Below are 26,461 nucleotides of genomic sequence, written 5' to 3' on the forward strand. Positions count from 1 at the left end.
GATCAGGATCGGGATATGGCCAACTTGTTCAAGATCCTGCTGCTCGTGGGGCTGGGCTATGTCCTGGTAACCGCGCTGATCTTCGTGACTCAGGATCGTCTGATCTATCTGCCGTCCAGCACGGTGACCAGCACGCCGGAGCGCATCGGGCTGGACTACGAGGATGTCGAGCTGGTCACCGAGGATGGGGTTTGGATTCATGGCTGGTTCCTGCCGGGCCCGGAGGGCGACACGCCCGTGTTGCTCTTCCTGCATGGCAATGCCGGAAACATCGGCCACCGGTTGCATTCCCTACGCCAGTTCCACGAGCTGGGACTGGCCGTGCTGATCATCGATTACCGCGGCTACGGGCGGAGTGCGGGGCGCCCGGACGAGGCCGGCACCTATGCGGATGCCCGCGCCGCCTGGCAGTACCTGATTGATGAGCGTTCGGTTTCGCCAGAGGAGATCGTGCTGTTTGGCCGCTCGCTGGGGGCGGCGGTCGCGGCTGAACTGGCAACGGGCGTGGAGCCGGGTGCGGTGATCCTGGAGTCCGCCTTTACCTCGGCTGCCGATCTGGGGGCGCGGCATTACCCCTGGCTCCCGGTGCGGGCGCTGCTGCGGCACCAATACGACACCCTGGGCCGGGTGGGCGCGATCTCCGCGCCGATCCTGCTGGCTCATAGTGCCCAAGACGAGATCGTGCCATTCGAGCATGCCAAACGCCTGCGGGCCGCTGCTACGAATGCGCGAGTGCTGGAGATGGAGGGTGGCCACAACGACGCTTTCCTGACCACGGGGGACGACTACACGGAGGGCCTGCGCGCGTTCCTCCGCGATGCGGGCGTGGCGGTCGACGGCCCTCAATGACGAACGGACAAAGAGACTGGATGGGGCAGGTCGAGGGGAGAACCCGTGTTTCCATCGTGGGAGATTGGTAGACTCCGCGGCTGTTTTGGCTGGAATGGATCTCCCAGGCGTCCGGAATGAGCGAATCTGCCGCAAAAGCCCCCCTGACGGTTACCTACTGTCTTGATGAGCAGCCGGAATGCGCGTCGGCGCCGTTGGTGATCCGCTTTGGCGGGGCGAGCGGTGTGGAACGTCTGCCGGGGCGTCTGGAGATCCGCGTGGGGCTGGAGCCCCTGGGCGGCGAGTCGGACTGGGCGGAATGCTGGTCGCTGCCGGACGGCGCCGAGGGCGAGACCGGGGTGGAAGGCTCGCTGAGCTACCTTCGCCACAAGGATTGCCTGATCGGTTGCTGGATTCAGCCGCTGGATGCCGCAGGTGACCCGGACCCCCTGACCGAGCGCGCGTACCGCGAGATCCTGGCTGGCTGCCGTTCGCTGGGTTTCGAGCACCTGGTGCGGGTGTGGAACTATCTTCCCGCGATCAATGACCCGGTCGCCGGCCAGGAGCGCTATCGTGGCTTCTGCAGCGGGCGGGCGCGGGTGTTCGAGGCATTGCCGGAGTACGAACAGTTCCTGCCGGCGGCGACGGCGATTGGCACCCATTCCAACGGCTTGCTGATCTATTTCATTGCCACTCGCGAGGCGGCCGCGCGTATCGAGAATCCGCGCCAGGTCAGCGCGTATCACTACCCGCCTCAGTACGGGCCGCGCAGCCCTTCGTTTGCCCGCGCCAGTCTGTGGCAGTCGGGGCCGGAATCGGCCGAGCTGTTTATCTCGGGCACCGCCAGTATTGTCGGCCATGAAAGCCGGCATGTTGGCGATCTCGAGGCGCAGATCGACGAAAGCCTGCGCAATGTCGGTGTGCTGCTGGAACAGGCCGCCACGGATCACCCGGTTCGGGTGGAGAGGCCGCGCGACCTGTCGCTGCTCAAGGTGTACCTGCGCCATGCGACCGATGCATCGGCCGCGGAACGTCACTTGCGCTCGCGCCTTGGTCACGATGTGCCGTGCCTGTTGCTGCACGGGGATATCTGCCGCGAGGAGTTGCTGGTGGAGATCGAGGGACTTTATTCGGAGCGTCTGACCACGACGTTCGCGACACCATGAAGGATTGATGCCGGGCCGGTCAGGCCGCCGACTTGCGGTGGCGCCGGTCCCTTGCCTGGGGAGTACACGCAATGCAGCCAACCACCAAGAAGCCACACCCGGTCCTGAAGGACTACTACGGGGATGAAGCCAGCCGGCGCGCCTACGTCGACGACCTGTTCGACCGGACTGCCCCGTATTACGACCGAATCCTGCGGGTCGGCTTCTTCGGCACCGGGCAGTCGTATCGCCGGTTTGTCCTGAAACAATCCGGTCTGGAGGCCGGCATGGAGGTGCTGGACGTGGCCACCGGCACCGGCCCGGTTGCAGAGGAGATCCGCAAGGTGGTGGGCGATGACCACCTGACCTGCGTGGACCCGAGCCGCGGCATGATGGATGTGGCCCGAACCAAGATGGATGCCACGTTCGTGCAGAGCCTGGGCGAACAGATGCCCTTGCGCGACCAGCAGTACGACCGTCTGTACATGGGGTATGGGCTTCGCCATGTGCGCGACCTGCACGAGTTGTTTAGCGAGTACTTCCGCGTGCTGAAGCCGGGCGGGCGCTGCACCATTCTCGAGGTCTCGCGGCCACGTACAAAGTTCCAGTTTGGCCTGGCGCGTTTCTATTTCCGCGATTTTGTGCCGTTCGTGGGCAAGGTGCTGACCCGCGACCCGGACGGGCAACTGCTGATGCGCTATTTCTGGGACACCATCGATCAGTGCGTCCCCCCGGAGGACATCATGGAAACCCTTCGATCGGTCGGTTTCGAGGATGTGCAGCGCAATGTCCAGCTCGGCGTCTTCAGCGCCTACATGGCGACGCGCCCGGCTGACTGACACGCGTGTTGGGCCTGTTGAAGGTGAAGGTTGCGCCCGGCAGCAAGCAGACCGCCGTCGGCGCCTGGATGGGGGATACCCTGAAGTTGGCGGTACAGGCCCCGCCCGAGAAGGGACGTGCAAACGACGCCGTGATCGTGCTTTTGGCGGCGGAATTGGGGTGTCCAAAGACCGCTGTGCGGGTCGTTGCCGGCGCGCACTCGCGGCGCAAGACCGTGGCGGTAGAGGGCTGGTCCGAGACCGGCTTGCGCCGCGCGTTATCCTGATTGCTCATGACTGTGACGGGGCCCGTTCCGGACGCCCCCCCAATAAGGGAACTACGGATGAACCGCCTGACCCTGACTCGACCGGATGACTGGCACCTGCACCTGCGCGATGGCGATGTGCTGGCGACGGTACTGCCGGATACGGCGCGCCGCTTCCGCCGCGCCATCATCATGCCGAACCTGAAACCGCCGGTGACGACGGTGGAGGCCGCCGCCGAGTACCGCGACCGCATTCTGGCGGCGCTGCCGGAGGAGGCGGACTTCGAACCCCTGATGACGCTGTACCTGACCGAGGGCACGACACCGGGCATGATCGACGCGGCGAAGGCCTCCGGGTTCGTGCACGGGGTCAAGCTCTATCCCGCGGGTGCCACCACCAATGCAGCCAGTGGCGTGACCGATATCCGCCGCTGCTATCCGGTGTTCGAGGCGATGCAGCGGGTGGACCTGCCGTTGCTGATTCACGGCGAGGTGACCGATCCGGACGTGGACATCTTCGATCGCGAGGCGGTGTTTATCGAGCGCCACCTGGAGCCGCTGATCCGCGATTTTCCGGAACTTCGGGTGGTGCTGGAACACATCACCACCGAATCGGCCGTGCAGTTCATCCAGGACGGGCCGGCCAATGTCGGCTCCACGATCACGCCCCAGCACCTGCTGTACAACCGCAATGCGCTGTTCGCGGGCGGCATGCGGCCGCATCACTTTTGCCTGCCGATCCTGAAGCGCGAGCGCCACCGCAAGGCGCTGCTCGAAGCGGCCACCAGTGGCCACCCGCGCTTCTTCCTGGGGACCGATAGCGCTCCGCATCCACGCCACGCGAAGGAGTCGGCGTGTGGCTGTGCGGGTATCTATTCTGCGCACGCGGCCATCGAGCTGTACGCGGAGGCCTTTGCCGCGGCGGATGCACTGGACCGGCTGGAGGGCTTTGCCAGCCATTTTGGCCCCGATTTTTACAAACTGCCGCGTAATACCGACAAGCTGACGCTAGAGCGGTCCCCGTGGACCGTACCGGAGGCCGTACTGTTCGGGCATGATCCGGGTGTGCCCCTGCGCGCGGGCGAGACGATCGCCTGGCAGCTGGCGTAAAGCGGCCGGCGTGGCGAACCCTGTAACGGCTCGGCGGTCAGCAGGGTAGACGAGTACAGGACAAGACGAGGATGGAGACATGACCGAACCCAATGTGCAACGCGGGACCCTGTTGTTCTGGATGGCCATCAGCCTGGGGGTGGCGTTGCTGATCGTGGCTCTGGGGGTCGGGCTGGAGCCGGCCGGCGCGCCGATCCTGCGCGCGCCGCTTAGCTCGCCGGCCGCCGGTGCCCTGGGCTTTGGTCTGCTGATGGTCTGGGCCGCGTATGCCTATGCGCTGTCTGCCGGACGTGCCGCGGGCAGCCAGGAGATGGGGGTGGTGATCCTCAACCTTGGGCTCCCGGTGGCCCTGATCCTGCTGTGGCGTGCCGAACTGAACGCGCTGGCGTTCTTCGTCGCGTTGGGCTGGGCGCTGACCCTGGGTGGCATGGCCGTGCGTCTGTTCCGGCGCGAGGCCCTGGCCGGCGTGATGATGTTGCCGCTGATCGGGGTCAGCCTGACGGCCATCCTGCTGTCGCTGACGCTCTGGGTGCTGCCGGCCGCGACCGGCGGGGCCTGAGGCCGGATTCCTATCCGGCCGCCGGCGCCGCTCGATTGGTGTCCGGCTTCAGCGCTGGCGCGCGGCGGCAGTGATCGAAAAAGGCATTGGCATCCATGGGCCGGGCGAACAGGAACCCCTGAAAGAGCAAATCACCGTGGGTGGTCAGCCAGCGGTACTGGGCCTCGGTCTCGACCCCCTCGGCCACCACCGCCAGACCGAATTGGCGTGCGATGTCGCAGATTGTGCGCACCATGGCCTGGTCGTCCGTGTCGTGGTCGACCTGGCGGACGAAGCTCCGGTCGATCTTGAGTTCGTCGAACGGGAGACGCTTCAGGTAGCTGAGCGAGGAAAACCCGGTCCCGAAGTCGTCCATCGAGAAGCGCAGGCCCATTTGCCGCAGGGCCTGCATGATGTGGATCACCCGGTCGGTATCCTCCGCCACCACGTGCTCGGTGATTTCGAGCGTGATGCGGTGGGCGTGTTCACGGCCCAGATAGCGGGTGATCAGGTCTTGCATGCGGTGGACAAAGTTCAGGTGCACCAGTTGCCGCGGGCTGATGTTGATTGCGAGCTGCTCCAGAGGGAACCCGGCGCGATCCCAGTCGCGCAAGGCCTGGAACGCCCGCGCGATCACCGCGTCGCCCAGTTCGCTGATATAGCCGGTCTGTTCGGCGATGGGGATGAACTCGGCGGGTGATACGGCGCCCAGCTCGGCGCTGTGCCAGCGAATCAGGGTCTCGGCGCTGCGGATCCGCCCAGTGGTGTCCACCTGGGGCTGGAACAGGACCTCGATCTCGCGATTGTGCAACGCAAAGTGCAGGCAGCGCTCGATCTGCAGATGCCGCTCCACCGCCCGCGACAACTCGTCGCTGAAGACCACCACGCCGTCGCGCCCGCGGTCCTTCACTTCGTACATGGCGATATCGGCCTCGCGCACGAGCTGATGCGAGTCGACCGGCTGCGCGGGCTCGATCAGGCGGATCCCGATGCTCGCGCTCACGTGCAGGTGATGGTTGCGGATAATGTAGGGCGTCTTGACCACCTGAAGCAGCGAATGCGCCAGGCGGCGGGCGGCGCGCTCGCAGGTCTGGCGGTCTTCCTTGCCAGGGGCCACGATGACGAACTCGTCGCCGCCCAGGCGGGCGAGGTGGTGGCCCGGGGGCAGGGTGTTGGCGAAGTCGCGCGTCACGGACTTCAGCAATTCGTCGCCGATGTCGTGCCCCAGCAGGTCGTTGACCGTCTTGAAATGGTCCAGATCGATCAGCAGCAGGTACGAGTGCTGTCCGTGATGCTGCAGTACCTCGAGGCTTTGTTCGAGATGCTCGATGAAGGCGGCGCGATTGTTCAGTCCGGTCAGGGCATCGTGGGAGGCCTGATGGAAGCTGTTGCGGAGCAACCCGAAGCTGCTGTTGGCCGCGTAGAACAGGACCAGGGCAAGGGTGGCCGAGAACGCCGCCAGGACATAGCTGTACCAGTCCCCGATCAGCAGGAAGTATCCGGCCAGTGGCGCCATCATGGCGGGGATCAGCGGCCGGAAGACCCAGGGGGCCGGATAGAGCAACGCCGCAACCACCGTGGTGGCGCCGATCTGCGTGAAAATGGCGATGTAGTGGAGATTGTGCGAGTCCAGGCGCACAAAGATCAGAAAGATCGCGGTCCACAGCGCCAAGTAGAGATACAGGAAGAGGGTGAGGTGCAGCCGCCAGCGGAGCCGCTGCTCCGGTGACAAGGGCGCGCGGTGATAACGCCAGTACAGCTGCAGGCCCCAGAGCGATGCGGCAAACATCACGCTGTACCAGGCTGCAGCCGCGGTGAATGCCCCGTGCAGCGCACCCAGCAGGATGTACCCCAGGCCGGGGACCAGGGACAGCGCCACCAGCACTGGGATCTGGCGCGTCAGATAGGTGTCGAACTGGGGTTCGGCCTGCAATGCCTCGCGAGCCGGAACAAGCGCGCGTACGCTGGAAGCCGGTGGATTGTCTCGCGGGGTGAGTGCCATCGGGGTCCAGACGGGGATGGTTTGTGGAAGGGCTGGACGTTACGGTAAATCAGTCGGGGGCTCAACAGGCGCGGCCCGGCGCATGAACAACGGAATACGGGATGTTGCTGACCGAGTTACAGATCGAGGCCCGGCTGGCCGATGCGGCGCGCCGCGGGGAGTTCGATGACCTCCGGGGGGCGGGTCGACCCCTGGAACTGGATGATGACAGCGCGGTGCCGCAAGAGCTGCGCATGGCCTTCCGGGTGATGAAGAACGCCGGCTATGTCCCCGAGGCCGTGCAACTGCGAGGCGAGATCGCCTCCACGGAGGCGTTGCTGCAGGCGGCGGACGACGAGGCGGCGCGCCAGCAGGCGGCCAAGCGCCTGCGCTTGCTGCTCGACCGGCTGAACCGCAGCGATGCGGGTCGGGGCATGCTCTCCGAGTCCGGCTATTTCCGACAGCTGTGCGAGCGCATGGATGGCCCCAGCCAATGAAGCCGGTCCATGGACCGACCAAGGGCCGGGGCGCGACCATCGATCCCCATGCTCGCTTCGAGTCGACCCGGCACGAACCCTTCGACGACGGGTGGGTCGGTGATGGCGAGGCACCGGCGCCGCTGCGCACCGAGGTGATGGTCGAGCATCCGCGTAGCGTCCTGTCCTGGAATCAGTCCCCGGATGTGCCATTCGAGCTGTCCCTGAACCCTTATCGTGGCTGCGAGCACGGCTGTGCCTACTGCTTTGCGCGGCCGGCCCATGCCTATGTGGGCCTTTCGCCGGGGCTCGACTTCGAGAGCCGGCTGTTCGCCAAGGTCGGCGCGGCCGACTGCCTGCGGCGCGAACTGGCGCGACCGTCCCACCGGGTGACGCCTTTGGCGCTCGGGATCAACACCGATGCGTACCAGCCGATCGAACGTGAATGGCGGATCACGCGCGAGCTGCTGGAGGTGCTGGCCGAGACCGGGCACCCCGTATCCATTGTGACCAAGTCCGCACTGGTCGAGCGCGACCTGGATCTGCTGGGTCCGATGGCGGAGCGCGGACTGGTGCAGGTGGCGATCTCGGTGACGACCCTGGATCGCGGGCTGTCGCGACATCTGGAGCCGCGCGCGGCGGCCCCGCAACGGCGCTTGCAGACCGTGGAGCGGCTCACGGCGGCGGGTGTCCCCGTCAGCTTGCTGGTGGCGCCGTTGATCCCCGTGCTCACGGACGGGGAGCTGGAGGTCTTGCTGGATGCTGGGGCGTCGGCGGGCGCAGTGGCCGCCGGCTATGTGCTGCTCCGGCTCCCGCGTGAGGTGGCCCCACTGTTCGAGGACTGGTTGCGCACCCATCACCCGCTCAAGGCGGAGCACATACTGCAGCGCCTGCGCGAGGCGCATGGGGGCAAGCTCTACGATTCCACCTTCGGTCACCGTATGCGCGGGGCCGGGCCGTATGCGGAGCTGTTGCGGCAGCGCTTCCGGCTGGCGCGGCGCCGGGCGGGGCTGGCCGGACGTCTCGTGGAGCTGGACTGCAACCAGTTTGCCCCGCCCGCGCGCCCGCAGAAGACGCGGTCCGAAGGGCAGCTCGATCTCTTCTGACGCTCGGCGAATGGCGCCATTGTCCTGAGGATGCTTCTCCCGCAGACGGGGTGTTCTGGTTTACAGTGGCGCCAACACCACGACAGGGCGGACGATGCCGCAGAATCCAACCATGAGTACCAACGATGCGGCCTGGTGGGGGCGCCGGGGACTTGCATCGGGGCAACATGGACGCTGGTCCATCGGCCCCCTGGACCTCTGGCTGCTGCACGGCGAGCAGGAATGGCAGATGGTCCTGGAACGCCCGCGCGACCCCGCCGATGCCACACTGGCGATCGATGTTCCCTGCGCCGATGGGTTCCCTGCCGATGCGAACGACCTGCTGCGTTTTGCCGGATCCCCGGCGGATTCGGTACCGGAGCTGCGGGTGGCCCTGGCGGATCGGCCGATGGTCAGCCGGCCGCAAAACCCCTTCTATGTGCCGGCCCGTGGTCAGGTCACGCTTTATCTGAGTTCCCCGGCCTGGGTGCAGCTGCACCTGGGCGACGCCATGGTGCAGGAGTTTCCGGTCTATACGCCGTCCGATACCTGGTTCGGCCCGAATACCGTGAACGGGGAGCTCTGCTATGCCACCCGCACCCAGGCTCGCCTGGACCTGGCCGACGTGCCCGTGCGCCCGCACCGCGTCATCACGCCGCTGACCATCGAGAACAAGGCTTCGGATGCCCTGTTCCTGGAACGCGTGAACCTGCCGGTGCCGCGCCTTCCGGTGTTCGCCGACGAGCACCACCGGTTGTGGACCCCGGCGGTGCGCATGGAGCGCGAGGAAGATCGCGACATGGCGGACATGAAGATCGACTCCGGTCCTCCCGGTGTGGCCGGCGGGGCCCAGCGCATCGCCGAACCCCGCCAGGCCGGGGGGCGGCATTTGATGGTCAGGGCGTTCACCGCCCTGTTTCAGTAGGGAGCTTCCGGCGCGATGAATGAATGGCTGCAAACCGCTCAGACCTTTGTGACCAGCGAGGCCTTTCTCGCCGCCATCCGCGCCGCGGTCTACCTGCTGGTGGGCCTGCTGCTGGCGCGCCTGCTGTCGCGCGGTCTGGCGCGCGCGCTGGAGGACAAGCTCGACGCGCAGCAGGTCATGCTCACCCGCCGCATCAGCTTTTACTTGATCGTTTTGCTGGTGCTAGCCTCGGCGCTGCGCGAGCTGGGCTTCGATCTCACCGTGCTATTGGGCGCGGCCGGCATCCTGACGGTCGCGCTTGGCTTTGCATCGCAGACTTCGGCCTCGAACCTGATCTCGGGGCTGTTCCTGATTGGCGAACGCCCGTTCTCCGTCGGGGATGTCATCAAGGTCGGGGATGCCACAGGCGAGGTGCTGTCGATCGACCCGCTGTCGGTCAAGCTGCGCACCTTCGACAACCTGATGGTGCGCGTGCCCAACGAGACCCTGGTGAAGACGCAACTGACCAATCTCAGCCGCTTCCCCATCCGTCGTCTGGACATGCAAATCGGGGTGGGCTACCGGACTGATCTCAAGCAGTTGCGCGACGTGCTCATGGGCGTGGCCGAGCGCAATCCGGTCTGTCTGGAGGAGCCCAAGCCGCTGTTTATCTTCCTCGAGTACGGTGATTCCGCGCTGAAGATTCAGCTCTCGGTGTGGGCGCGGCGGGAGAAGTTCCTGGACCTGCGCAATTCCATGCACGAGGGTGTGAAGGCCGCGCTGGACGAGGCGGGGATTGATATCCCGTTCCCGCAGCGCACGCTGGGTGGCCTGGATGGAAGCCCGTTACCCGTGCGCATCGTCGACAACGTGCCGGAGGCCGAGGCGGAAGCGTCCGCGCGCGACTGACCGGCAGGCCGCCGGAGCGGGGTTGGGGCGGCACTCAATCCAGGCGGAGATCCGCCCAGACCGGGTCGTGATCCGAGGCGCGCCAGGGCCCCGTGGCGGGCGCGCGACCGTCAAAGCCGAGGAAGCCGGGTTCGTCTGCATTGACCGACCAGGCCGCCCCGTCGTGCACGGCGTCGCGCAAGGCATCGGGACCCAGCAGGTAATCCAGCTGTCCGGCCCGGCCGCGAAAGACATAAGTATGGGCGGACGCTGGATCGTCATGCACCAGGTCCCGCTTGCCGGCCGCGGCCAGCGTTCGCACCGGGTCTTCGGCGGCGTAGGCGTTCAGGTCGCCGAGGATCAGTACGGGAACATTGGCAAACTCATTGCGTTGCTGTTCCCGGATCCATGTCACCAGACGTTCGGCCTGGGCCGTGCGCCGATCATTCCAGCAACCCTGGCCGCGGTCGATATCGCCCGCGTCGGGGCAACCGCTCTTCGCCTTGAAGTGCACCACCACGGCCCCGAAACGCTTGCCACTCCCGGGCTGCTGGAACCAGCCGAGCAATGGCGGACGATGATGCACGGCATCGCGATCGGCTGCGGACCCAACGAGTTGCAATCGGTCCGGCCGGTAGAGCAGGGCCACCTTGATCGCGTCGTCGCCCGGACCCGGGTGGGCAATGGCCGCATAGTCGCCGCGCGGCGGAGGGACTGCATTCAGTCGTTCGACCAGCTGCCGGCGCGCCGCTTCGGCGTTTTCCAGTTCGACCGCGCCCAGCAGGTCGGCGTCCAGCGTTTGCAGCAGGGCATCCAGCTTGGCCGTCTGGCGCTCGCGTTCCGGCCGGTTTTGTGCGCCGCGCTCGCCCAGCGTCACGAAGTCGTTCTCCAGATTGGCGGTGGCGATGCGCAGGTGGTCCGTTCCCGGCGTCGACGGCGGATCAGGGCGCTCGCCGCCGAACCAGTCCAGCGAGTCGGTGGGATGGATGCGATGGTCGCCGAAGGCGTGGGTCAGGATCCCGGTCAGGCCCTCCAGCGTGCTGCCCACCCGGCGCGTGCCATGATCGTCGCGATAGGGGATCGGGTCGGGGTTCGCGCGATAGCTGCCATCATCCAGGATGATCCGGCGCTTCTCGTCCCGGGCGGTTCCCGCGGCCCCGGTCTGGCCGGGGTGCATGAGCCGCCCCCCGGCCGAGAGCGTCAGGCTGCCATAGCGCGCGAGTTCGTGGTTGGCGGTCACCGCCAGCGGCCGCGCAAAGCGAACACGGAGGTCGGCGTACTCGCCGAGGCGGCTGGCATCTTCAGGCAGGCGCACCTCCAGCGGTGCCGGAAGTTCGCCGTGCCCGCAGCCCTGGATGCGGTCCAGCCGAGCGATCTGCGGGCGTCCGCGGTGGCGGCTAAACACCCCGTGTACTTGCACATGCTCGCCGGTCGAGACCGGCTCGCGCCGCGGGGCATACACGAACATACCGGCCGAGTCGGGCCCGGCGCCCTGCTGCAGATAGAACCCGCCGAGTTGATCGGGCCCCATAAACACGCCCGTGACGATGCCCTCCGCGATGACGGCATCTCCCTCAGCGACCGCGCCGGCGCGGAGCTCGGCGAGAGGGGCGACCTCGGCCCCGGGGGAGGGGCAGGCCACCCGGGCATCGACCGGGGAGGTTGCGAATAGCAGAACCACCAGTGCGCCCCCCAGCGTGCGGCGCACGCAAGGGGCCGGGTTGGCGTGGCGGCGGCGGGGGTGCGTCAGCCGATCCATGGCCGCATGAGAAGAATCAGGCGCTCTTGCTGGGGTTCAGCAGTTCGTAGAGATAATCCGGCGCCTGGGTGACATCGGCGATGGTGTAGCGGTCGAGGACGTCCAGGAAGGCATCGCGCGCATCGTTCAGGACCCCACGCAACTGGCAACCGGGGAGAATCGGGCAGACGGGATTCTCGCAGTCCACCACGTTCAGGTTCGGCTCCATGTCGCGGATGACACTGCCTACTTTGATCTCGTTCGGCTCGCAGGCGAGCGAGATCCCGCCCCCCTTGCCACGCCGGGTGATGATGTAGCCCTTCTGGCCGAGCTGGTGAACGATCTTTACCAGGTGGTTGCGCGGGATCGTGAACTGCTCGGAGATATCGCTCACGGTCACGCGCTGGTCGCGCGGCTGCACGGTGAGGTACATCAGGACCCGAAGGGAGAAATCAGTATAGCGAGTGAGCTGCATAGGGAAGGATTCGTCGGTTCGCGGTTTTGAAGGATATGCATGCGCGCATATGTCCCGGAACCTTAATCGCTCCGGACATCCGTCACAAGTTCGGTCGTTGCCACTGAGTGAAGGCCGGGGCGTGCTCGGGGTTCAGAAACCGCACAGCCCGGCCGTTACATGCCAACCATAACAAGGCTTCTGAAGCCGAAATACAGGGAAACTCGATGGAGTCGATCAAGGGGTTGGGCCGGCTGTCACTCGCCGGACGGTTTTCGCTGGCGCTGAGTGCGATTGTGGGGGTGTTCTTTCTGATAGCCGCTGCCGCGGTGTTCTGGCACACCGCAACGCTCAAGGGGGGTATGGAGGCGACGTTGACGGGGGTCATGCAGGGCCACGAGACGACCCCGGCACTGGAGGCCGAGGTGGCGCTCGAGATCGACCGTCTGCTGGATCTTGCGGCCTGGCAGGTCAACGCGATGATGCTGGGTGTCGCGATCGGCGTGGTCGTCGTGGTGTATTTCCTGTTCGTGTTGATGATTCGCCGGCGCCTGGCGCAACTGGCCTCGCAGTTTCGCGTGGTATCGGAGGGCGAGGGCGATCTGAGCCAACGGATCAACGCCCCGCGCAATGACGGGATTGATCGCCTGGCGCGTCTGTTCAACGCATTTATCGAACGCTTGCAGGGGATGGTTTCGGAGATGGTGGAACATGCGCGTGAACTGGGGGAGTCCGTCGGTACCCTTCACCGCGTGGCGGAAGAGACCAACCAGGAGGTGCAACAGCAACAAGCCCGGATCGGCCAGGTTGCTACCGCGATGAACCAGATGACGGCCTCGGCCGAAGAGATCGCGCGCAATGCCCAAACCGCGTCGGAAGCCGCCGATCAGGCCGAGAGCGAGACGCGTACCGGGTCCGATGTGGTGGACGCCTCGGTGCGCACGATGCGTGAACTGGCGAGCGAGATTGGCACCGCAAACGAGCAGGTGGCGCGCCTGCAGTCCGAGTCGGACAGCATCGGTTCGGTGCTTGACGTGATCCGTGGGATTGCCGAGCAGACCAATCTGCTGGCGCTCAATGCGGCCATTGAGGCCGCGCGGGCGGGGGAGCAGGGAAGGGGATTCGCTGTCGTAGCGGACGAAGTGCGGACCCTCGCCACGCGTACACAGGACTCCACCACCGAGATCCAGGCCATGATCGAACGCCTGCAGGCCGGCGCCCGGGCGGCCGCCAGCGCGATGGAGCGCAGCCGCGAGAGGGGCGAGGCCGGAGTGGACCAAGCCGCTGGTGCGGGCGACGCCCTGCAGGCGATCCGTTCAGCGGTCGAACGCATCCGTGATCTCAACAACGAGATCTCCGGGGCGGTATCGCAACAGGCGGAGGTCGCGCGCGAGGTGGATGGCACCCTCACGGAAGTCAGCCAGGGAGCCCAGATCACCGCGGGGAATGCCGAAGCCACCGCCAGCGAGACGGACGCCCTGGTAGGGCGGATCGAGCGGCTGCGGGGACTGACCACCCAGTTCCGGGTCTGATCCACGCCTGCCTCGGCGTGCGACCGAGGTCCCGGCGTCTCCCAGGCGTTTTCCGTATACTGCGGCCCGCCTCGGGTTCATGGAGCGGTATCTGCAATGACAGTCTGGGTCGCTGCCCTGCTCGGGGTCGTTCAGGGCATCTTTATGTTTCTGCCGGTCAGTTCGACCGCCCATCTGGTCCTGACCCAGCACTGGCTGATCCGTCAGGGCGAACCGCTGCCGGCGCCCGAGAGCCCCGAGATGATCCTGTTCGACCTGGTGGTGCACGTGGGCACCCTGGTCTCGATCGTCGTCGTCTTCCGCAAGAGCCTGACCCGGCTGACCGGTGGCATTGCCCGCGAAAGCCTGCAGTGGGCATCGGCCCGCGGGTCGGCCGGGCGCGAGATGCTGTTTCTGCGTCTGGGGCTGCTGGTGGTGCTTTCGGTGTTCGCGACTGCGGTGGTCGGATTCACCCTGAAGGCGGGCTTCGAGCAGGTGTTCGCCCACCCGACCCTGATCGCGGGCACGCTGAGCCTGACCGGGGTATTGCTGTGGTGGACGGACCGGCTGCAACGGCGCCCATTGGGGCTGCGCCAGCTGAGTCCGAAGATCGCCACCATCATCGGCGTGGCCCAGGGCTTTGCACTGATCCCGGGGCTCTCGCGCAGCGGCATGACCATCACCTTCGCCCTGTTCACCGGGCTCAAGCGGCGCTGGGCGGCGGAGTACAGCTTCTTCCTCGCGATACCGACCATCCTCGCTGCCACCGCAGTGCAGTCACTGGACGTGCTCAATGGCGACGGGCTGGGGAATCTGAACTGGACGGCGCTCGCGGTGGGCTTCGTGGTGTCCGCCCTGGTCGGGATCGTCTCGTTGAAGATGGTCCTGTTCTTCCTGTACCGCGCCAACCTCAAGGTCTTCTCGTTCTACCTCTGGGCGCTGGCGCTGCTGGTCCTGTTCGGATTCCTCGACGTGGACATCATGTACGGGAAATGACCGGATCCCCGGGTGTGGAGTCTCACGAGGGGGGCATGTACTCCGATCCTGCGCTGCGTCCCAATGATCGACGCGGGACCGGAGAGAGACCCGGGCGCTGCGAACCCCGCCTTGTCTCGAAAAAGTGGGGTACCCACGCAGACGGGTGAATGAATCAGCCGCTCCCTGGATTCCTCGGCTTACTCCGGTCCGCGCAGGACCGCCAGGGGCGCCTGATCCAGCACCCGTCGGGTGCCGAGCCAGCCCGCCAGGGCAATCCCCAGCGTACCGCCACCGATGCCGTAGACGAAGGTCAGCGGGTTCACGCTGTAGTCGAACCCGAAGACCTGCCAGGCAAGCAGGGCGCCGACCGCCGTGGCAATGACGGACGCCAGCAGCCCGGCCAGTAGCCCCAGGGCGCCAAATTCGGCCAGCAAGCCGTTGCGGATCTGGTCGCGGCGTGCGCCCAGGGTGCGCAGCAGCGCGGCCTCGCGCCGGCGCACATCGCGCGTCGCCTGCACCGCCGCATAGAGCACGGTCAGACCCGCAATCAGCGTGAACAGGAAGACGTACTCCACCGCCCGGGTGGCCTGATCCATGACGTCGCGCACCTGCGCGAGGATCGCACTGACGTCAATTGCCGATACCGCGGGGAATTCGCGCAGCCACTGGTTCTGGGCGGAGCGCTGTGCCTCGGGGACGTGCATGGCCGTGATGAAGGTCCGGGGCTGCTCGTCCAGCAACCCCGGCGGCCCGATGACGAAGAAGTTCACCTGGAAGCTGTCCCAGTTGACCTCGCGGACACTGGTGATCGGGCTGCGAATAGCCTGACCGCCGACACGGAACGTCAGGTGGTCCCCGAGTGCCAGGTTGAAGCGTTCCATCAGCCCGGCCTCGACCGACCATCCGGTATCGGGGTCCTGCCCCTGCTCGCCAAACCAGTCTCCCTCGACGATGGGGTTATGGTCCGGGGGCGACTCGGCGTAGGACAGGTTGAACTCGCGATCCACCAGCCTGCGGTCGCGATCATCGTCGAAATCATCCGGACGGACGCGCTCGTCGTTGATCTCGATCAGTCGGCCGCGGATCATCGGGTCCAGTTGCGGACGCTCGAGACCGGCCGCCTCGACGCGGTCGGCAAAGGCCTGCTCCTGTCCCGGCTGGATGTTGATGAAGAACTGGTTCGGTGCATCCTCGGGGATGCTGGCATCCCAGGCCTCCAGAAGGTCTACCCGGACAATCGCAAGCAGCAGCAGTGCCAGGATGCCCACGCTGAAGGCCACGAGCTGCACGGCACTCAGGCCACCCCGACGGGACAGGTTGGCCAGGCCGAAGCGCAGCGCCATGCCGCCGCGGTTGCGCAGGGGCCGCAGGGCCAGCACCAGCGCCATCCCGAGTGTGGCCAGCACCGCGATCGCAACGGCCGTGCCTACCAGCACCCAGGCGGCCAGTTGGGGATCGGCGGCCTGCCAGTACAGCAGGCCGCCGAACGCCAGCAGCGCCAGTGCACCGGACAGCCAGACCGAGGTGGGCGGCAGACCCAAATCGCGCCGAAGGACCCGCAGCGGCGAGACCTGGCCGATCCGCAACAGAGCGGGCAGGGCAAAGCCCACGGCCGTGATCAGTCCCACCCCAAGGCCGGCGATGACCGGGCGGGAACCGGGCGGAGGCAGGTCCCCGGCGAGCCAGTCGCCCAGCAGCGCCGCGAGGACAAACTGGGCCGCGAAGCCGATCGCGAGCCCAACCCCACTGGCCAGCAGGGCGACCAGCACAACACGGCCGAAGTAGGTGAGCAGGACCTGGCGTCCGCTGGCTCCCAGCGCACGCATCACCGCCGCCGGGTCGGCGCGGCGCTGGGCGAAGTGATGGGCCGCGACCGCGATCGCGGCCCCGGCCAGCAGCACCGCCATCAACGAGGCGAGGCCGAGGAAGCGCTCCGCACGTTCGATCGCGGTGCGCAGTTCCGGGTTGGCGTCCTCCAGACCCAGCAGGCGCTGGCCGGACTCCAAGTCATCCTCCAGCCAGTCACGGAACTCCGCGACCCCGGCGCTGGGTCCAGCGGCAAAGAACTCGTAGCGTACGCGGCTCCCGGGCCCGATCAGGCCACTGGCCTCCAGATCATCGAAGGCCAGCATCAGTCGCGGCGCGATATCCAGCAGGTTGCTGCCACGATCGGGTTCGTGCGTGATGACCCCGGTCACTTCCAGATCAAGGTCCCCGACCTCCACTCGCTCGCCGACCTCCAGTCGCAGGGCCTCGAGCAGCGCCGGCTCCAGCCAGGCCGTACCCGGTTCCGGACCGCGGTCGCGGACCCGCTCGTCCGCCTCGCGGCCAGGACGGATACGCGCCTCGCCTTTCAGAGGCCAGCCCGCCTCGACCGCGCGCAGGGCGGCCAGTCGCGACTCGTCGTCGGCGGTAAAGACGACGCTGGGGAGGGAGGCCGTACGCGCCGTTTCCAGTCCGTGGCTCGCCGCTTCGACAGGCCAGCCTTCCGGCAGCGGGTTGTCGCTGACGACGGCCAGGTCACCCCCCAGTAGCGCGGTCGCCTGCTGGGCCATGCCCCGATCCACCCGATCGGTGAAGAAGCCCACCGCCGCGACGGCTGCGACGGCGACGACCAGGGCGGCGGCGAGGACGCGCAGCTCGGCCGAGCGCCATTCACGCCAGGTGCCACGCAGCAGGGCGCGTAGATGGCTGCGGTCGGTTCCCCGGGTGGCGATCATTCGAGCACACCGTCCTGGATCGAGATAATGCGATCACATTGTCCGGCCAGTTCGGGGTCGTGTGTCACCAGCACCAGCGCTGTCGCCGGTCCATCATTGTCCGGGTGTCGCGCCAGGCTGAATAGCAGTTCGATGATGCGGTGCCCCGTCCGCCCGTCGAGGTTCCCGGTGGGTTCGTCGGCGAACAGCACCGCCGGGTGATCCACAATGGCGCGGGCAATCGCCACGCGTTGTTGCTCGCCACCGGAGAGTTGATGGGGGTAGTGTGCGGAACGTTCGCCCAGACCCACGCGTTCCAGGGCCTGTGAGGCCCAGTGGTTCAGGGTTTCCTGACTCTCTTGCGCATGGGCCGGGTTGAGCTCCAGCGGGAGCAGGGTGTTTTCCATCGCTGTCAGTGCCGGCAGGAGCTGGAAGGACTGGAACACAAACCCGACCCGGCCGGCGCGCAGGGCCGCCCGGCCATCCTCGTCCAGTTCGCTGATGGTTTGCCCGAGCAGCCGAACTTCTCCCGCACTCGGGGCGTCCAGACCTGCAAGCAACCCGAGAAGGGTGGACTTGCCGGAACCCGATGCGCCGAGAATGGCCACCGTCTCGCCCGCCTGGACCGCCAGTGAGATGCCGCGCAGGATGTCCAGCGGGCCGCTGGGTCCGTTGATCCGCTGCTCGAGGTCCCGGGCCTCCAGTACAAATGACGAGGATGCATCCATGTTGCGTATTCCGTTGGTCGTGATGGGCTTGATCGCGTTGCTATGGAGTCCTGTTGCGGCTGCGAATTCCCTACCGGACGAAAATCATTCGGCCGAGCCGCTCCGGGTCCTGGTATTCGGAGACTCGCTGAGTGCCGCGTACGGCATGCCGGATTCCGCCAGCTGGCCGGCCCTGCTGGGCGAACGGCTGGCCGAGCGAGAGAAGGACTGGAAAGTGGTCAACGTATCCATCAGCGGTGATACCACTGCCGGTGGACGGAGTCGCTTGCCCGACGTGCTGGAACGCGCAGCGTTCGAAGTCGTCATCCTGGCCCTGGGCGGCAACGATGGCCTGCGCGGCCTGCCGCCGCAGGCCATGCGCGAAAACCTGGAGGCCATGGTCGATGCGATCGAGGCCGTCGACGCCAACACCCTGTTGCTGGGTATACGCATCCCGCCGAACTACGGCCGCCGCTATACCGAGCGTTTCGAGGCCGTATTCGCCGATCTTTCCGAGGAGCGGGGACTGGCATTCGAGCCATTCTTCCTCGAGGACATCCTGCTGGAAGACGGCATGTTGATGGACGACGGTATCCACCCCAGCGAGGCCGCTCAACCCCATCTGCTGGACGCGGTGTGGTCGCGGCTGGAACCCATGGTGGAGGAGGCCGAAGCCCGATCGCGCCCATGCAACGGAGCCGGGTAAACCCTCACTCCGTCAGCAAACCCCGCAGTTCGGCCACGACGGATTCCGGAAGCAGCTGGCGCAGGACCGGGTGCAGGTCGCGTTCAACCTCTGACAGCAACGAGAGGGTGCGGGTTTCCGAATGGCGACAGAGGGGATTGCCGTACTGATTGGCCTGGATGCTGCGCTCGGCGCCCATGCTCATCAAGGCGACCCCGGGCAAACCCCGAGGCCCCTCGTCCAGGACCTCGACCAGTTCCACCATGCAGCCGTCCACCTCGCCCTGAATGCCGATCAGCGGGGCGAGGAGGTCGATCATGCGGGTGGACTGTTCGGTCGTCAGCATGGCCATCCGCCTACCTTACGACCGATGCGGGCACGGCGCCAGATCGAAAATCGGCATCGGCCTCATGAATGTGGTGTCCCCGGCAGGATTCGAACCTGCGACCTGCCCCTTAGGAGGGGGCTGCTCTATCCAGCTGAGCTACGGAGACCTAGGGAAACACTGATCAATGTACACGCTCGCGCTCGAGTCGCTTTTGCGTGCGAACAAGGCGCGGTGACTGCCGTGCAGTCATTCTGCACAAGGGAACCGCAACGCCGTGCGCGCGCCCGTTTTGGATAAGCACGGGCGGCCGAGCCCCGCGGGGTTGGTAACCCAGGTTCCCCGATCCTGCGTTGCGGCCCTTGCCGGTAGAACCACTACCGGCTGCGCACCGCGCCTTGTCTCAGAAAACCTGGGGTACCAACGCGAGCGTGTAGATTGATCAGTGTTTCCCTAGCGCGAGAGTATAAGCGCCGGGCAGGGGCAGCCCCAAACGGTTCAGTCGCCCGGGGCGGATTTCGGGTCGAGCTGGTGATGCGCCCAGGCGGTGAATTCCTCCAGCGTGGCGCGGTCCTCGCCAGGGGTGTCCGGCCCCACAAGGTTGCGGTAGGCCACTTGCCCGTCGTCGATGCGTAATACGCGCCGCACGGCCCAGTCGGCATCGTTCTCGCCATTGCTGAAACAGTGATCCGGCTGGATCGCGTCCGGCGTGATGGGGTCGGGGTGCTGGTGATGGCGCCGGGCCAAGAGGTACAGGCGTGCGAGATCGTCTTCCGTGAGGTCGAGATACAGGTTCATTTCGCGCATCGCGTATTCGAGGTCATCCTGGCCCAGTCCTGCTCGCTCCAGGGCAGCCAGGGGACCTTGCTTTGGGGCTTCGGGCGTCGGCGTCAGGCTGGCCGGGTAGCGCCGCCAGGGAAACGGGTAGTTGATGATTACCGCGACAACCAGCATGACCCCCACGCTGGTCAACACGGGATGCAGGAGGAACCAGGGGCCCAGGGCATGCACCGACTCTCCCCCGAGCACCGCATAAAGCGCGGTGGCGCCGCCGGGGGGATGCAGGCAGCGCAGGTAGTGCATCAGCCAGATTGCGAGCCCGACGGCGACCGCTGCAGCCAGCAATGGGTGGGGCAGAACGTCGCGCACCAGCACCCCCACGATGGCGGCGACGGCATGACCACCGAGCACGTTCCTGGGCTGCGACATCGCTGCGTGGGGCGCAGCGAAGAGCAGCACGGCCGTGGCACCCAGAGACGCGAGGATCAGGCCGTTGATCCCGTTGTCGGTGACCGATGCTGCGACTTCCAGCGAGAGGTAGAGGCCGATCACGCCGCCAATCAGGGCAATCAGCTTGTCCTTGTGGTCGGTGGTATCGAGCCAGTCCCCCAACAGGGATCCGCGTCCAGAGCGCAAACCGGCCTCCTCGTAAGTGGAAAACGGAGTATATGTTCTGCGTACGCCGTCTCCGGGTCAAATGGCATCGCTTTGACACGGACTGGCGGTGGATGTCAGCGGGGCAGGTCTATTACGCGGCCGCACCCGGGAAACGCTAATCGCATGTTTCTCCGGAGATCCAGTTTCCGCTACGCGGCCAGCGAGCGAGCAATCACATCCGGGAAATGCCTGCATGAGCCTGCAGGACCCGTGGGAGGCCTTGCGAAACCGGGGCAGGGTGCCCGAGATGGTAGCCCTGTGCGAAATCGAACTTCAGGGCGTGTACCCGGCTGAGTTGTTCGGCGGTCTCGATCCCTTCCGCCACGGTGGTGTAGCCCACATCGCGGATCATCTGGACCAGGGCCTCGAGGATGTGGTGCTGGTCCGGGACATCCAGGCTGCGTATCAGGGTGATATCGAACTTGACGGTATCCACGGGCATGGAAGCCAGATAGCGGATGGAAGAGTAGCCGCTGCCGAAATCGTCGAGGGCGACCAGGAACCCTTGCTGACGTAGTCGCTGGAGATTTTCCGTCGCCAGCCCGATCTCGGTGATCAGGGCGGTCTCCGTGACCTCGAGGATGATTGGCCGATCCTGCAGGAAGGGGACGAAGACCTCCAGCCACTGGATAAGCGCGGCATTCACGATGGTGGGGCCCGACAGATTGATCGAGATACCGACCCCTGGCGGGATGAGGGAGGCCCGCAGATCGCCGAGGATGCGGGTTAGTACGGCCCGGTCCAGGTCGACCTCCAGGCGGCGCGCCTCGACGACGGGGAAGATATCCGCGGGTCCGATGACCTCGCCCTGGTGTTCGATACGCAGCAGGGCCTCGACATACGAGCGATGGTGCTCGTTGAGCGCAACCACTGGCTGGTAGGCCATTCGGATCCCGGTTCCCCGGGTGGTGGCCTCGTACACGGCATTGTTGATCCAGTTCGAATAAAGGCTCTGGGTATCCTTCTCCAGTTCCGGGGTGAACAGCACGACCGGCGAGGATCCGGGGCGCTTGGCCTTGTACATGGCAACGTCGGCCTGCCACTGCAGGGCCTGCATGGCCGGTGCATCGTTGCCGGGCGCGACGGCCAGGCCGATGCTGATCTTGATCGGTTCCCGCACCCCGTACTGGGTGAAGTCAGTGGCCCGGATCCTCTCCTGGCAACGCTCGCCCAGGCGCTGGGCGCCCGATTCGTCGAAGTTGAGGAGAATCGCGGCGAATTCATCGCCGCCGATACGAAACAGGTGTTCCCCGTCCCGCAAAACCTCGTCGATGCTGCGCGCCACACTCTGCAGTACCGCGTCGCCCGTCTGATGGCCGTAGCTGTCGTTGATGGCCTTGAAGTGATTGATGTCGAACAGGGCAAAGCACACAGGATAGCTGTGGCGGGCGGCCAGTCGCGGAAGGGTGTCCCAGCATTCATCGAAGGCCCGGCGGTTACGCACGCCGGTCAGGGCATCGTGATGCGCGATGCGCCAGAATTCGCGGTTCTTTGCCTCCAGGCTGGAATGGACGTCCTGGAGCCGGGCCTGGTAGGAATTCAGCGATTCGCGGATCTTTTCCGTCTCCGCGACGGGCAGCAGCCCGCCGACGCGTTTCAGCACAAGGCTCCCGGCGCTTTCGCGCAGCCGGTCGACGTGGCCGGAGATGTCGCGCAGGGGGCGGACGATCAGATAGGCCAACGTGGAGAACAGGACAAGCGTGATCACACCCAGGATGGCCCCGAGATTGACCACCGCGCCCGACAGCAAGTCCTCCACCTGATCGGCCATGGGATTGGGGCGCAGATCGAACTGAGCATGCTGCAGAAGCTCCCTCGCGGGGATGGCGTTCCGCTCGCCGAGGTCGAATCGGATCGATTCGGGATCGACATGGCGGTAGACACGGCCCTCGCGGAGGGCATCCAGGAACCGGCTCTTCAGACCGACAAAGCCGGGTGGGGGCTGAGTTGCGTCCGGCGCGGGAATCGGCTCGATGACCATCAGGAAGGGCTCGGTGTCGCCCCGTACCGCCCGTGTAGCGGGTGGCGGGAGCTCGAGTCTCCCGGGCAAGTGGTCGCTGTCCGAACCGGGCAAGGTCATTCCCTGGTGATCATAGATCCCGGCGTCCAGGATCCTGTCGGTCAGGATCCCTGCCTGGTGCATGCGATGATTCTTCCAGTAGGCATAGTAGTGCGGCGTGCCCAGTTGCTGGCGCACTTCCTCCCAGCGGGCGAACCTGGATGCCTGTTCTGCCGCCTGCGTGAGGACGTGCTCGAGCGTGCCGGAAAGCTCCTGGCGGGCGGCCTCGCGGCCACTTTCCTGGATCTCGTCGCGTAGCTGGTCGACCTTGTACCAGGTGTAGAGGCCAAAACTGGCGAGGGTGACCAGGGCGATCGCTGCTAGCAGCAGGGCATAGTGCGTGATTGACGGGGTTCGGCCGGAAATCATTGCGCGCGGTATCCCTGGAGGACGTGCTCGATCTCGTCCAGCAGGTCGAATTCGTGAAACTGATCGAAGAAGTGGTTGGCACCCTCCACGATGCGGACCTCTGCGCCATGCTGTTGCAGGGTCTCGATCCATTCCAGGTCGATCCGGTCATCGGCGCTGCCCGCGATCAGGGTGGAAGACACACCGCACGACTGGAAGGCCCGGTTGGTACGTTGCTTGTCCCAGTCGTAGTAGGACAGGTACGCCGCGGGCGTGGTGACGTACTGGCGACAGAAACCCAGGGCATACTCCGCCAGCCCGGCCTCACCACGGGCAAGGGCAGCGCGGGCACGAGCGGCATGTTCGGGGGATTCGAACGCGGCCTCGCCGTGCCCAAAATAGGTCACGCTGATGAAGATGGCGTGGGCGACGGGGCTGCCCGGGGAGTGCGTAAGATAGTCGAGAAGGTTGATGCTGCCGGCGCTGTGTCCGATGACGACGGGTTCCTGGCCGGTCTTTGCGTGCAGCCAGTCGACCCAGATCGCAATCTCTTCCTGGGTGTGTTCCATGGTGTGGGTATGTACGGCCTCGCATGGCAGGCTCGCCGTGCGCCGATCGATCCCCAGTGTCAGTGTGGGGGTCAGGACCGTGAACCCCGAGTCCGCTAACGCCAAGGCAAGGCGGCGCACGGTGGGGAAGTGACGGGTCTGCAGGAAACCGTGCTGGATCAGGATCGCGGGCATGTCCGGTTCGCCCGCCCAGTACGCCGCTTCAGCCGAATCCCCGGACGACATCTCCAGGATCACGGCTGTTTCCTTGGCGGTTGCAACCGTGTTCAGGCTCAGGAGGATCACGGTCGCAACCGCTGCCGCACTTCGCAAGAACCATCCAGACATCCTTGTATCCCCCTGTCCTGACGCGCAAACCGCTAACGAAAAATCCCTGATCGCAATGTACCAGCATCCTGCGGCGGCGGCATGCGTTGGCTAATAAACACGCGTGGGTCGTACCGCCTGTCGCGCGCTCGCGGCACCGGCGAAGACCCGCTTTTTCGTCGCGGTCGAGCAACGTTGCCTGAGCCGAGCCTACTGGCCGGGATCCGTGTGTGGCACCGCATCGGTCTCCAGCATGAGTGACACACGACGGTTGGCGGCGCGGCCTTCCGGGCTGGCGTTGTCGGCAACCGGACGAGTGTCGGCCAGCCCGACCGCGCGGAGCTGGGCTGCGTCCAGCTCGCGGGCCACCAGGTAGCGCACGACGCCGCTGGCGCGAATCGAGGATAGCTCCCAGTTCGACGGGAAGCGCTCGGTCGCGATGGGGATGTTGTCGGTATGGCCTTCCACGGTGATGGTGCCGGGGTGGTCTTCCAGGATGGGGAGCAGATCCTGGAGCAATGATTGCCCATCCGGGCGCAGGTCGGCCTCGGCGGTCCCGAACAGGATGTCGTCGCGGATGCGCAGCTCCATTCGTCCAGGTTGCTCGACGACGTCCACACCCTCGGGGGCGCGCGCGCGTAATCGGCCGGCCTCGCGGCTTGGGGGCTGTTCGGCGACCACCTCCGGGCCGGAGCGCTCACCGACCGGCGCCTCCTCCAGGGCGGGCCGATCCAGCAGAGAGGAATGGACCAGGGGTTCGATGAGGGCGCTGCGGTCCGGGTGGGCCAGGGCGATCGGGCTGGCCGAGACCGCCCTCGGATCATCGTCACGCGGGTCCATGAAGGTGAGCATGATGACGAACACCACGATAACCAGGGTCAGAACGTCCAGATAGGTCAGGATCCAGGCGTGCTCGTCGTCGCGCTGGCGTTCGCCCGGGTAGGAACCGAGAAAGGCCTGCTCCGGGCGTGTGGCGGCGTGGGCATCCATCTCTGCCTGCAGCGCGTCGCGTTCGGCGGTGGAGGGGCTGGGTCCGGACATGGACTCAGCGCCGCTCCGTGGATTCGCCGCTGGCGCGTTCGTCCGCCTCGGGTTCTTCCTCGCCATTCGGGGCCGCCTGGCGGATCTCGTCGCTGTGATTCTCCATGAACGAGCGCAGGGTCTCGCGGATGTAGCCAGGTGAGCGTCCCTTGCGCATCAGCATGATGCCCTCCAGCACCATGGTCATCAGCACCACGCGCTCCTCGGTCCGGCGCTCCAGCTTGATGGCGATGGGCCGGAAGACCAGGTTGGCGAGCAGGATGCCGTAGAACGTGGTGATCAGGGCGATACCCAGGTTCACCGCGATGACGGTGAAATCGTCGTTTTCGGTGGTCAGCAGCAGGTTGATCAGGCCAATGAGCGTGCCGAGCATCCCGAACGCCGGGGCATAGGTGGCCATGGTTCGGAACATCTGCGCATCGGCCTGTTCACGGGCTCGCAGGCGCGCCATGCGCCAGTTCAGCAGGTCGGACACATCGTCCATCGGGGTGTCGTCGATAACCAGCTGGATGCCGGTGCGCAGGAACGGGTTGCGGATCTGGTCCAGGCGATCCTGGATGCGCCGCAGGTTTTGGGAGAACCAGTAGCGCGAGACCTGGACGATCTCCTCGAGATCCTGGGTGACGTCGTAGCGTTCCTCGCGGATCGCGTTGGCACCGGCGCGAAACACGCGCATCACCTCGTGGAAGGGGTAGCTCATCAGCGTGGCCGCGATGGTGCCGCCTACCACGATGCCGAGGCCCGGCAGGTTCAGAAAGGCGTCGATATTCTGCGAGGAAAACGCGATGACGCTGCCGAACACCAGCAGACTGCCAAGGATGCCGAGGAGGGTGGAGAGATTCATGCGTACTTCCGGAAGGAGACCGGGGTCAGCATAAAACACCGCCATCGTGAGCGTCTGCCTTGTCGTGCTACCCGCATTCCGGCGTAAACTCGGCTCGTCGACGATCAAGGAGTGTGGCGGGATGGATATGACTTGGGTGGTACTGGGGATCCTGGTTCTGTTGGTGATCTGGGGGGTGTGGACCTACAACCGCCTGGTGACCTCGCGCAACCGGTACAAGAACGCCTTTGCCCAGATCGACGTGCAGTTGACCCGCCGCTATGACCTGATCCCCAATCTGGTCAAGGTTGCGGAACGCTACATGAGTCATGAGCGCGACACCCTGGAGGCGGTCATCCAGGCCCGTAACAATGCGAAGGAAAGCCTGCAGGAGGTCGGCGGTGATCCAACCAACACCGAGGCCGTGCGCAAGCTCTCGAGCTCGGAACAGGGGCTGTCGGGGGCCTTGGGGCGGTTGTTCGCGCTGTCCGAGAGCTATCCCGACCTGAAGGCCAACGAGAACATGATGCAGCTGTCCGAAGAACTGACCAGTACCGAAAACCGCGTGGCTTACGCCCGCCAGGCCTTCAACGATGCCGTCATGCAGTACAACATCCTGCGCGAGATGTTCCCCAACAGCCTGATTGCCAACAACCTGGGGTTCCGCCCGGGGCAGCTGCTGGAGATCGAGGACCCGCAGAAGCGCGAGCCCGTGCAAGTGAACTTCTCCTGATACCCGAGG

General features: G+C 65.9%; 25 protein-coding genes and 1 tRNA gene. 14 read left to right on the plus strand and 12 right to left on the minus strand.

The genetic code is table 11. The features are described from left to right. Window positions 1–15 precede the first annotated feature (15 nt). The 6 genes from G333_RS0108075 (at window position 16) to G333_RS0108100 (ending at window position 4,726) form a co-directional block, all read left to right on the plus strand. The gene (locus G333_RS0108075) at window positions 16–849 is read left to right on the plus strand and encodes an alpha/beta hydrolase (RefSeq protein WP_019628163.1); all 834 of its coding nucleotides are present in this window, start codon (window positions 16–18) and stop codon (window positions 847–849) included. Between the two features lie 116 nt (window positions 850–965). Next, window positions 966–1,994 (plus strand): hypothetical protein, encoded by a 1,029-nt coding sequence (locus tag G333_RS0108080; RefSeq protein WP_026340927.1) that lies wholly within the window; start codon window positions 966–968, stop codon window positions 1,992–1,994. A 71-nt stretch (window positions 1,995–2,065) separates the two neighbouring features. Next, complete coding sequence (locus G333_RS0108085; protein ID WP_019628165.1) at window positions 2,066–2,812, plus strand: class I SAM-dependent methyltransferase; 747 nt, start codon at window positions 2,066–2,068, stop codon at window positions 2,810–2,812. 8 nt (window positions 2,813–2,820) lie between these two features. Beyond that, window positions 2,821–3,078, plus strand: coding sequence for a DUF167 domain-containing protein (locus tag G333_RS0108090; RefSeq protein WP_019628166.1), 258 nt, complete (start codon window positions 2,821–2,823; stop codon window positions 3,076–3,078). 57 nt (window positions 3,079–3,135) lie between these two features. Further along, the gene (gene pyrC, locus G333_RS0108095) at window positions 3,136–4,167 is read left to right on the plus strand and encodes a dihydroorotase (RefSeq protein ID WP_019562528.1); all 1,032 of its coding nucleotides are present in this window, start codon (window positions 3,136–3,138) and stop codon (window positions 4,165–4,167) included. A gap of 79 nt (window positions 4,168–4,246) precedes the next feature. Beyond that, window positions 4,247–4,726, plus strand: coding sequence for a hypothetical protein (locus tag G333_RS0108100; RefSeq protein ID WP_018169820.1), 480 nt, complete (start codon window positions 4,247–4,249; stop codon window positions 4,724–4,726). A 10-nt stretch (window positions 4,727–4,736) separates the two neighbouring features. Here G333_RS0108100 and G333_RS0108105 read toward each other — a convergent pair whose 3' ends face one another. Next, window positions 4,737–6,707, minus strand: a complete 1,971-nt coding sequence (locus G333_RS0108105) for a bifunctional diguanylate cyclase/phosphodiesterase (RefSeq protein ID WP_026340929.1) — start codon at window positions 6,705–6,707, stop codon at window positions 4,737–4,739. A 101-nt stretch (window positions 6,708–6,808) separates the two neighbouring features. On the opposite strand from G333_RS0108105, the gene G333_RS0108110 reads away from it, so the two are divergent. From G333_RS0108110 to G333_RS0108125, 4 genes are all read left to right on the plus strand, one after another. After that, on the plus strand, window positions 6,809–7,183 hold the full coding sequence (locus tag G333_RS0108110) for a DUF1992 domain-containing protein (protein WP_018951481.1): 375 nt from the start codon (window positions 6,809–6,811) through the stop codon (window positions 7,181–7,183). Next, window positions 7,180–8,268, plus strand: coding sequence for a PA0069 family radical SAM protein (locus G333_RS0108115; protein ID WP_018951480.1), 1,089 nt, complete (start codon window positions 7,180–7,182; stop codon window positions 8,266–8,268). The genes G333_RS0108110 and G333_RS0108115 overlap by 4 nt, the downstream gene beginning before the upstream one ends. Window positions 8,269–8,362: 94 nt before the next feature. Next, a complete protein-coding gene (locus tag G333_RS0108120) occupies window positions 8,363–9,172 on the plus strand; it encodes a hypothetical protein (protein WP_018176768.1) in 810 nt (269 codons plus the stop codon). A 15-nt stretch (window positions 9,173–9,187) separates the two neighbouring features. Beyond that, entirely contained in the window at window positions 9,188–10,060 is an 873-nt protein-coding gene (locus G333_RS0108125; RefSeq protein ID WP_018145636.1) for a mechanosensitive ion channel family protein, read from the plus strand. A gap of 34 nt (window positions 10,061–10,094) precedes the next feature. Here the strand turns inward: G333_RS0108125 and G333_RS0108130 are convergent, their stop codons facing one another. Both G333_RS0108130 and G333_RS0108135 read right to left on the minus strand, forming a co-directional pair. After that, on the minus strand, window positions 10,095–11,798 hold the full coding sequence (locus G333_RS0108130) for an ExeM/NucH family extracellular endonuclease (protein ID WP_019628168.1): 1,704 nt from the start codon (window positions 11,796–11,798) through the stop codon (window positions 10,095–10,097). Between the two features lie 16 nt (window positions 11,799–11,814). Further along, a complete protein-coding gene (locus G333_RS0108135) occupies window positions 11,815–12,252 on the minus strand; it encodes an Rrf2 family transcriptional regulator (RefSeq protein WP_019628169.1) in 438 nt (145 codons plus the stop codon). A gap of 206 nt (window positions 12,253–12,458) precedes the next feature. Here G333_RS0108135 and G333_RS0108140 point away from each other — a divergent pair, with 206 nt between their 5' ends. Together G333_RS0108140 and G333_RS0108145 are read left to right on the plus strand one after the other, a co-directional pair. Further along, complete coding sequence (locus G333_RS0108140; RefSeq protein WP_019562522.1) at window positions 12,459–13,763, plus strand: methyl-accepting chemotaxis protein; 1,305 nt, start codon at window positions 12,459–12,461, stop codon at window positions 13,761–13,763. 96 nt (window positions 13,764–13,859) lie between these two features. Then, a complete protein-coding gene (locus G333_RS0108145; RefSeq protein ID WP_018951475.1) occupies window positions 13,860–14,738 on the plus strand; it encodes an undecaprenyl-diphosphate phosphatase in 879 nt (292 codons plus the stop codon). Window positions 14,739–14,917: 179 nt separating this feature from the next. Here the strand turns inward: G333_RS0108145 and G333_RS0108150 are convergent, their stop codons facing one another. Further along, window positions 14,918–17,440: an ABC transporter permease gene (locus tag G333_RS0108150; protein ID WP_019628170.1), complete on the minus strand. Its 2,523-nt coding sequence runs from the start codon at window positions 17,438–17,440 to the stop codon at window positions 14,918–14,920. Next, the gene (locus tag G333_RS0108155) at window positions 17,437–18,147 is read right to left on the minus strand and encodes an ABC transporter ATP-binding protein (RefSeq protein WP_018951473.1); all 711 of its coding nucleotides are present in this window, start codon (window positions 18,145–18,147) and stop codon (window positions 17,437–17,439) included. The genes G333_RS0108150 and G333_RS0108155 overlap by 4 nt, the downstream gene beginning before the upstream one ends. Here G333_RS0108155 and G333_RS0108160 point away from each other — a divergent pair. Then, window positions 18,146–18,832, plus strand: a complete 687-nt coding sequence (locus G333_RS0108160) for an arylesterase (protein WP_019628171.1) — start codon at window positions 18,146–18,148, stop codon at window positions 18,830–18,832. The genes G333_RS0108155 and G333_RS0108160 overlap by 2 nt on opposite strands. Window positions 18,833–18,836: 4 nt before the next feature. Here G333_RS0108160 and G333_RS0108165 read toward each other — a convergent pair whose 3' ends face one another. From G333_RS0108165 to G333_RS0108195, 7 genes are all read right to left on the minus strand, one after another. Next, the gene (locus G333_RS0108165) at window positions 18,837–19,163 is read right to left on the minus strand and encodes a hypothetical protein (RefSeq protein WP_019628172.1); all 327 of its coding nucleotides are present in this window, start codon (window positions 19,161–19,163) and stop codon (window positions 18,837–18,839) included. A 65-nt stretch (window positions 19,164–19,228) separates the two neighbouring features. Beyond that, a tRNA-Arg gene (locus G333_RS0108170) sits at window positions 19,229–19,305 on the minus strand. Between the two features lie 329 nt (window positions 19,306–19,634). Next, window positions 19,635–20,552 carry an HPP family protein gene (locus G333_RS0108175; RefSeq protein WP_026340930.1) on the minus strand — a complete coding sequence of 306 codons (918 nt, stop codon included), beginning with the start codon at window positions 20,550–20,552 and terminating at the stop codon, window positions 19,635–19,637. Window positions 20,553–20,745: 193 nt separating this feature from the next. After that, entirely contained in the window at window positions 20,746–23,001 is a 2,256-nt protein-coding gene (locus tag G333_RS0108180; protein WP_019628174.1) for a bifunctional diguanylate cyclase/phosphodiesterase, read from the minus strand. Then, window positions 22,998–23,861, minus strand: a complete 864-nt coding sequence (locus tag G333_RS0108185) for an alpha/beta hydrolase (protein WP_026289455.1) — start codon at window positions 23,859–23,861, stop codon at window positions 22,998–23,000. Before G333_RS0108185 ends, G333_RS0108180 begins: the two co-directional genes overlap by 4 nt. A 204-nt stretch (window positions 23,862–24,065) precedes the next feature. Then, the gene (locus tag G333_RS0108190) at window positions 24,066–24,896 is read right to left on the minus strand and encodes an OmpA family protein (protein WP_018145648.1); all 831 of its coding nucleotides are present in this window, start codon (window positions 24,894–24,896) and stop codon (window positions 24,066–24,068) included. 4 nt (window positions 24,897–24,900) lie between these two features. Next, on the minus strand, window positions 24,901–25,740 hold the full coding sequence (locus G333_RS0108195) for a motility protein A (RefSeq protein WP_018145649.1): 840 nt from the start codon (window positions 25,738–25,740) through the stop codon (window positions 24,901–24,903). Window positions 25,741–25,861: 121 nt separating this feature from the next. On the opposite strand from G333_RS0108195, the gene G333_RS0108200 reads away from it, so the two are divergent. After that, window positions 25,862–26,452 carry a LemA family protein gene (locus tag G333_RS0108200; protein ID WP_018145650.1) on the plus strand — a complete coding sequence of 197 codons (591 nt, stop codon included), beginning with the start codon at window positions 25,862–25,864 and terminating at the stop codon, window positions 26,450–26,452. Window positions 26,453–26,461: the final 9 nt, after the last annotated feature.

Source organism: Thioalkalivibrio sp. AKL10 (assembly GCF_000381845.1).
GTDB lineage: Bacteria > Pseudomonadota > Gammaproteobacteria > Ectothiorhodospirales > Ectothiorhodospiraceae > Thioalkalivibrio > Thioalkalivibrio versutus.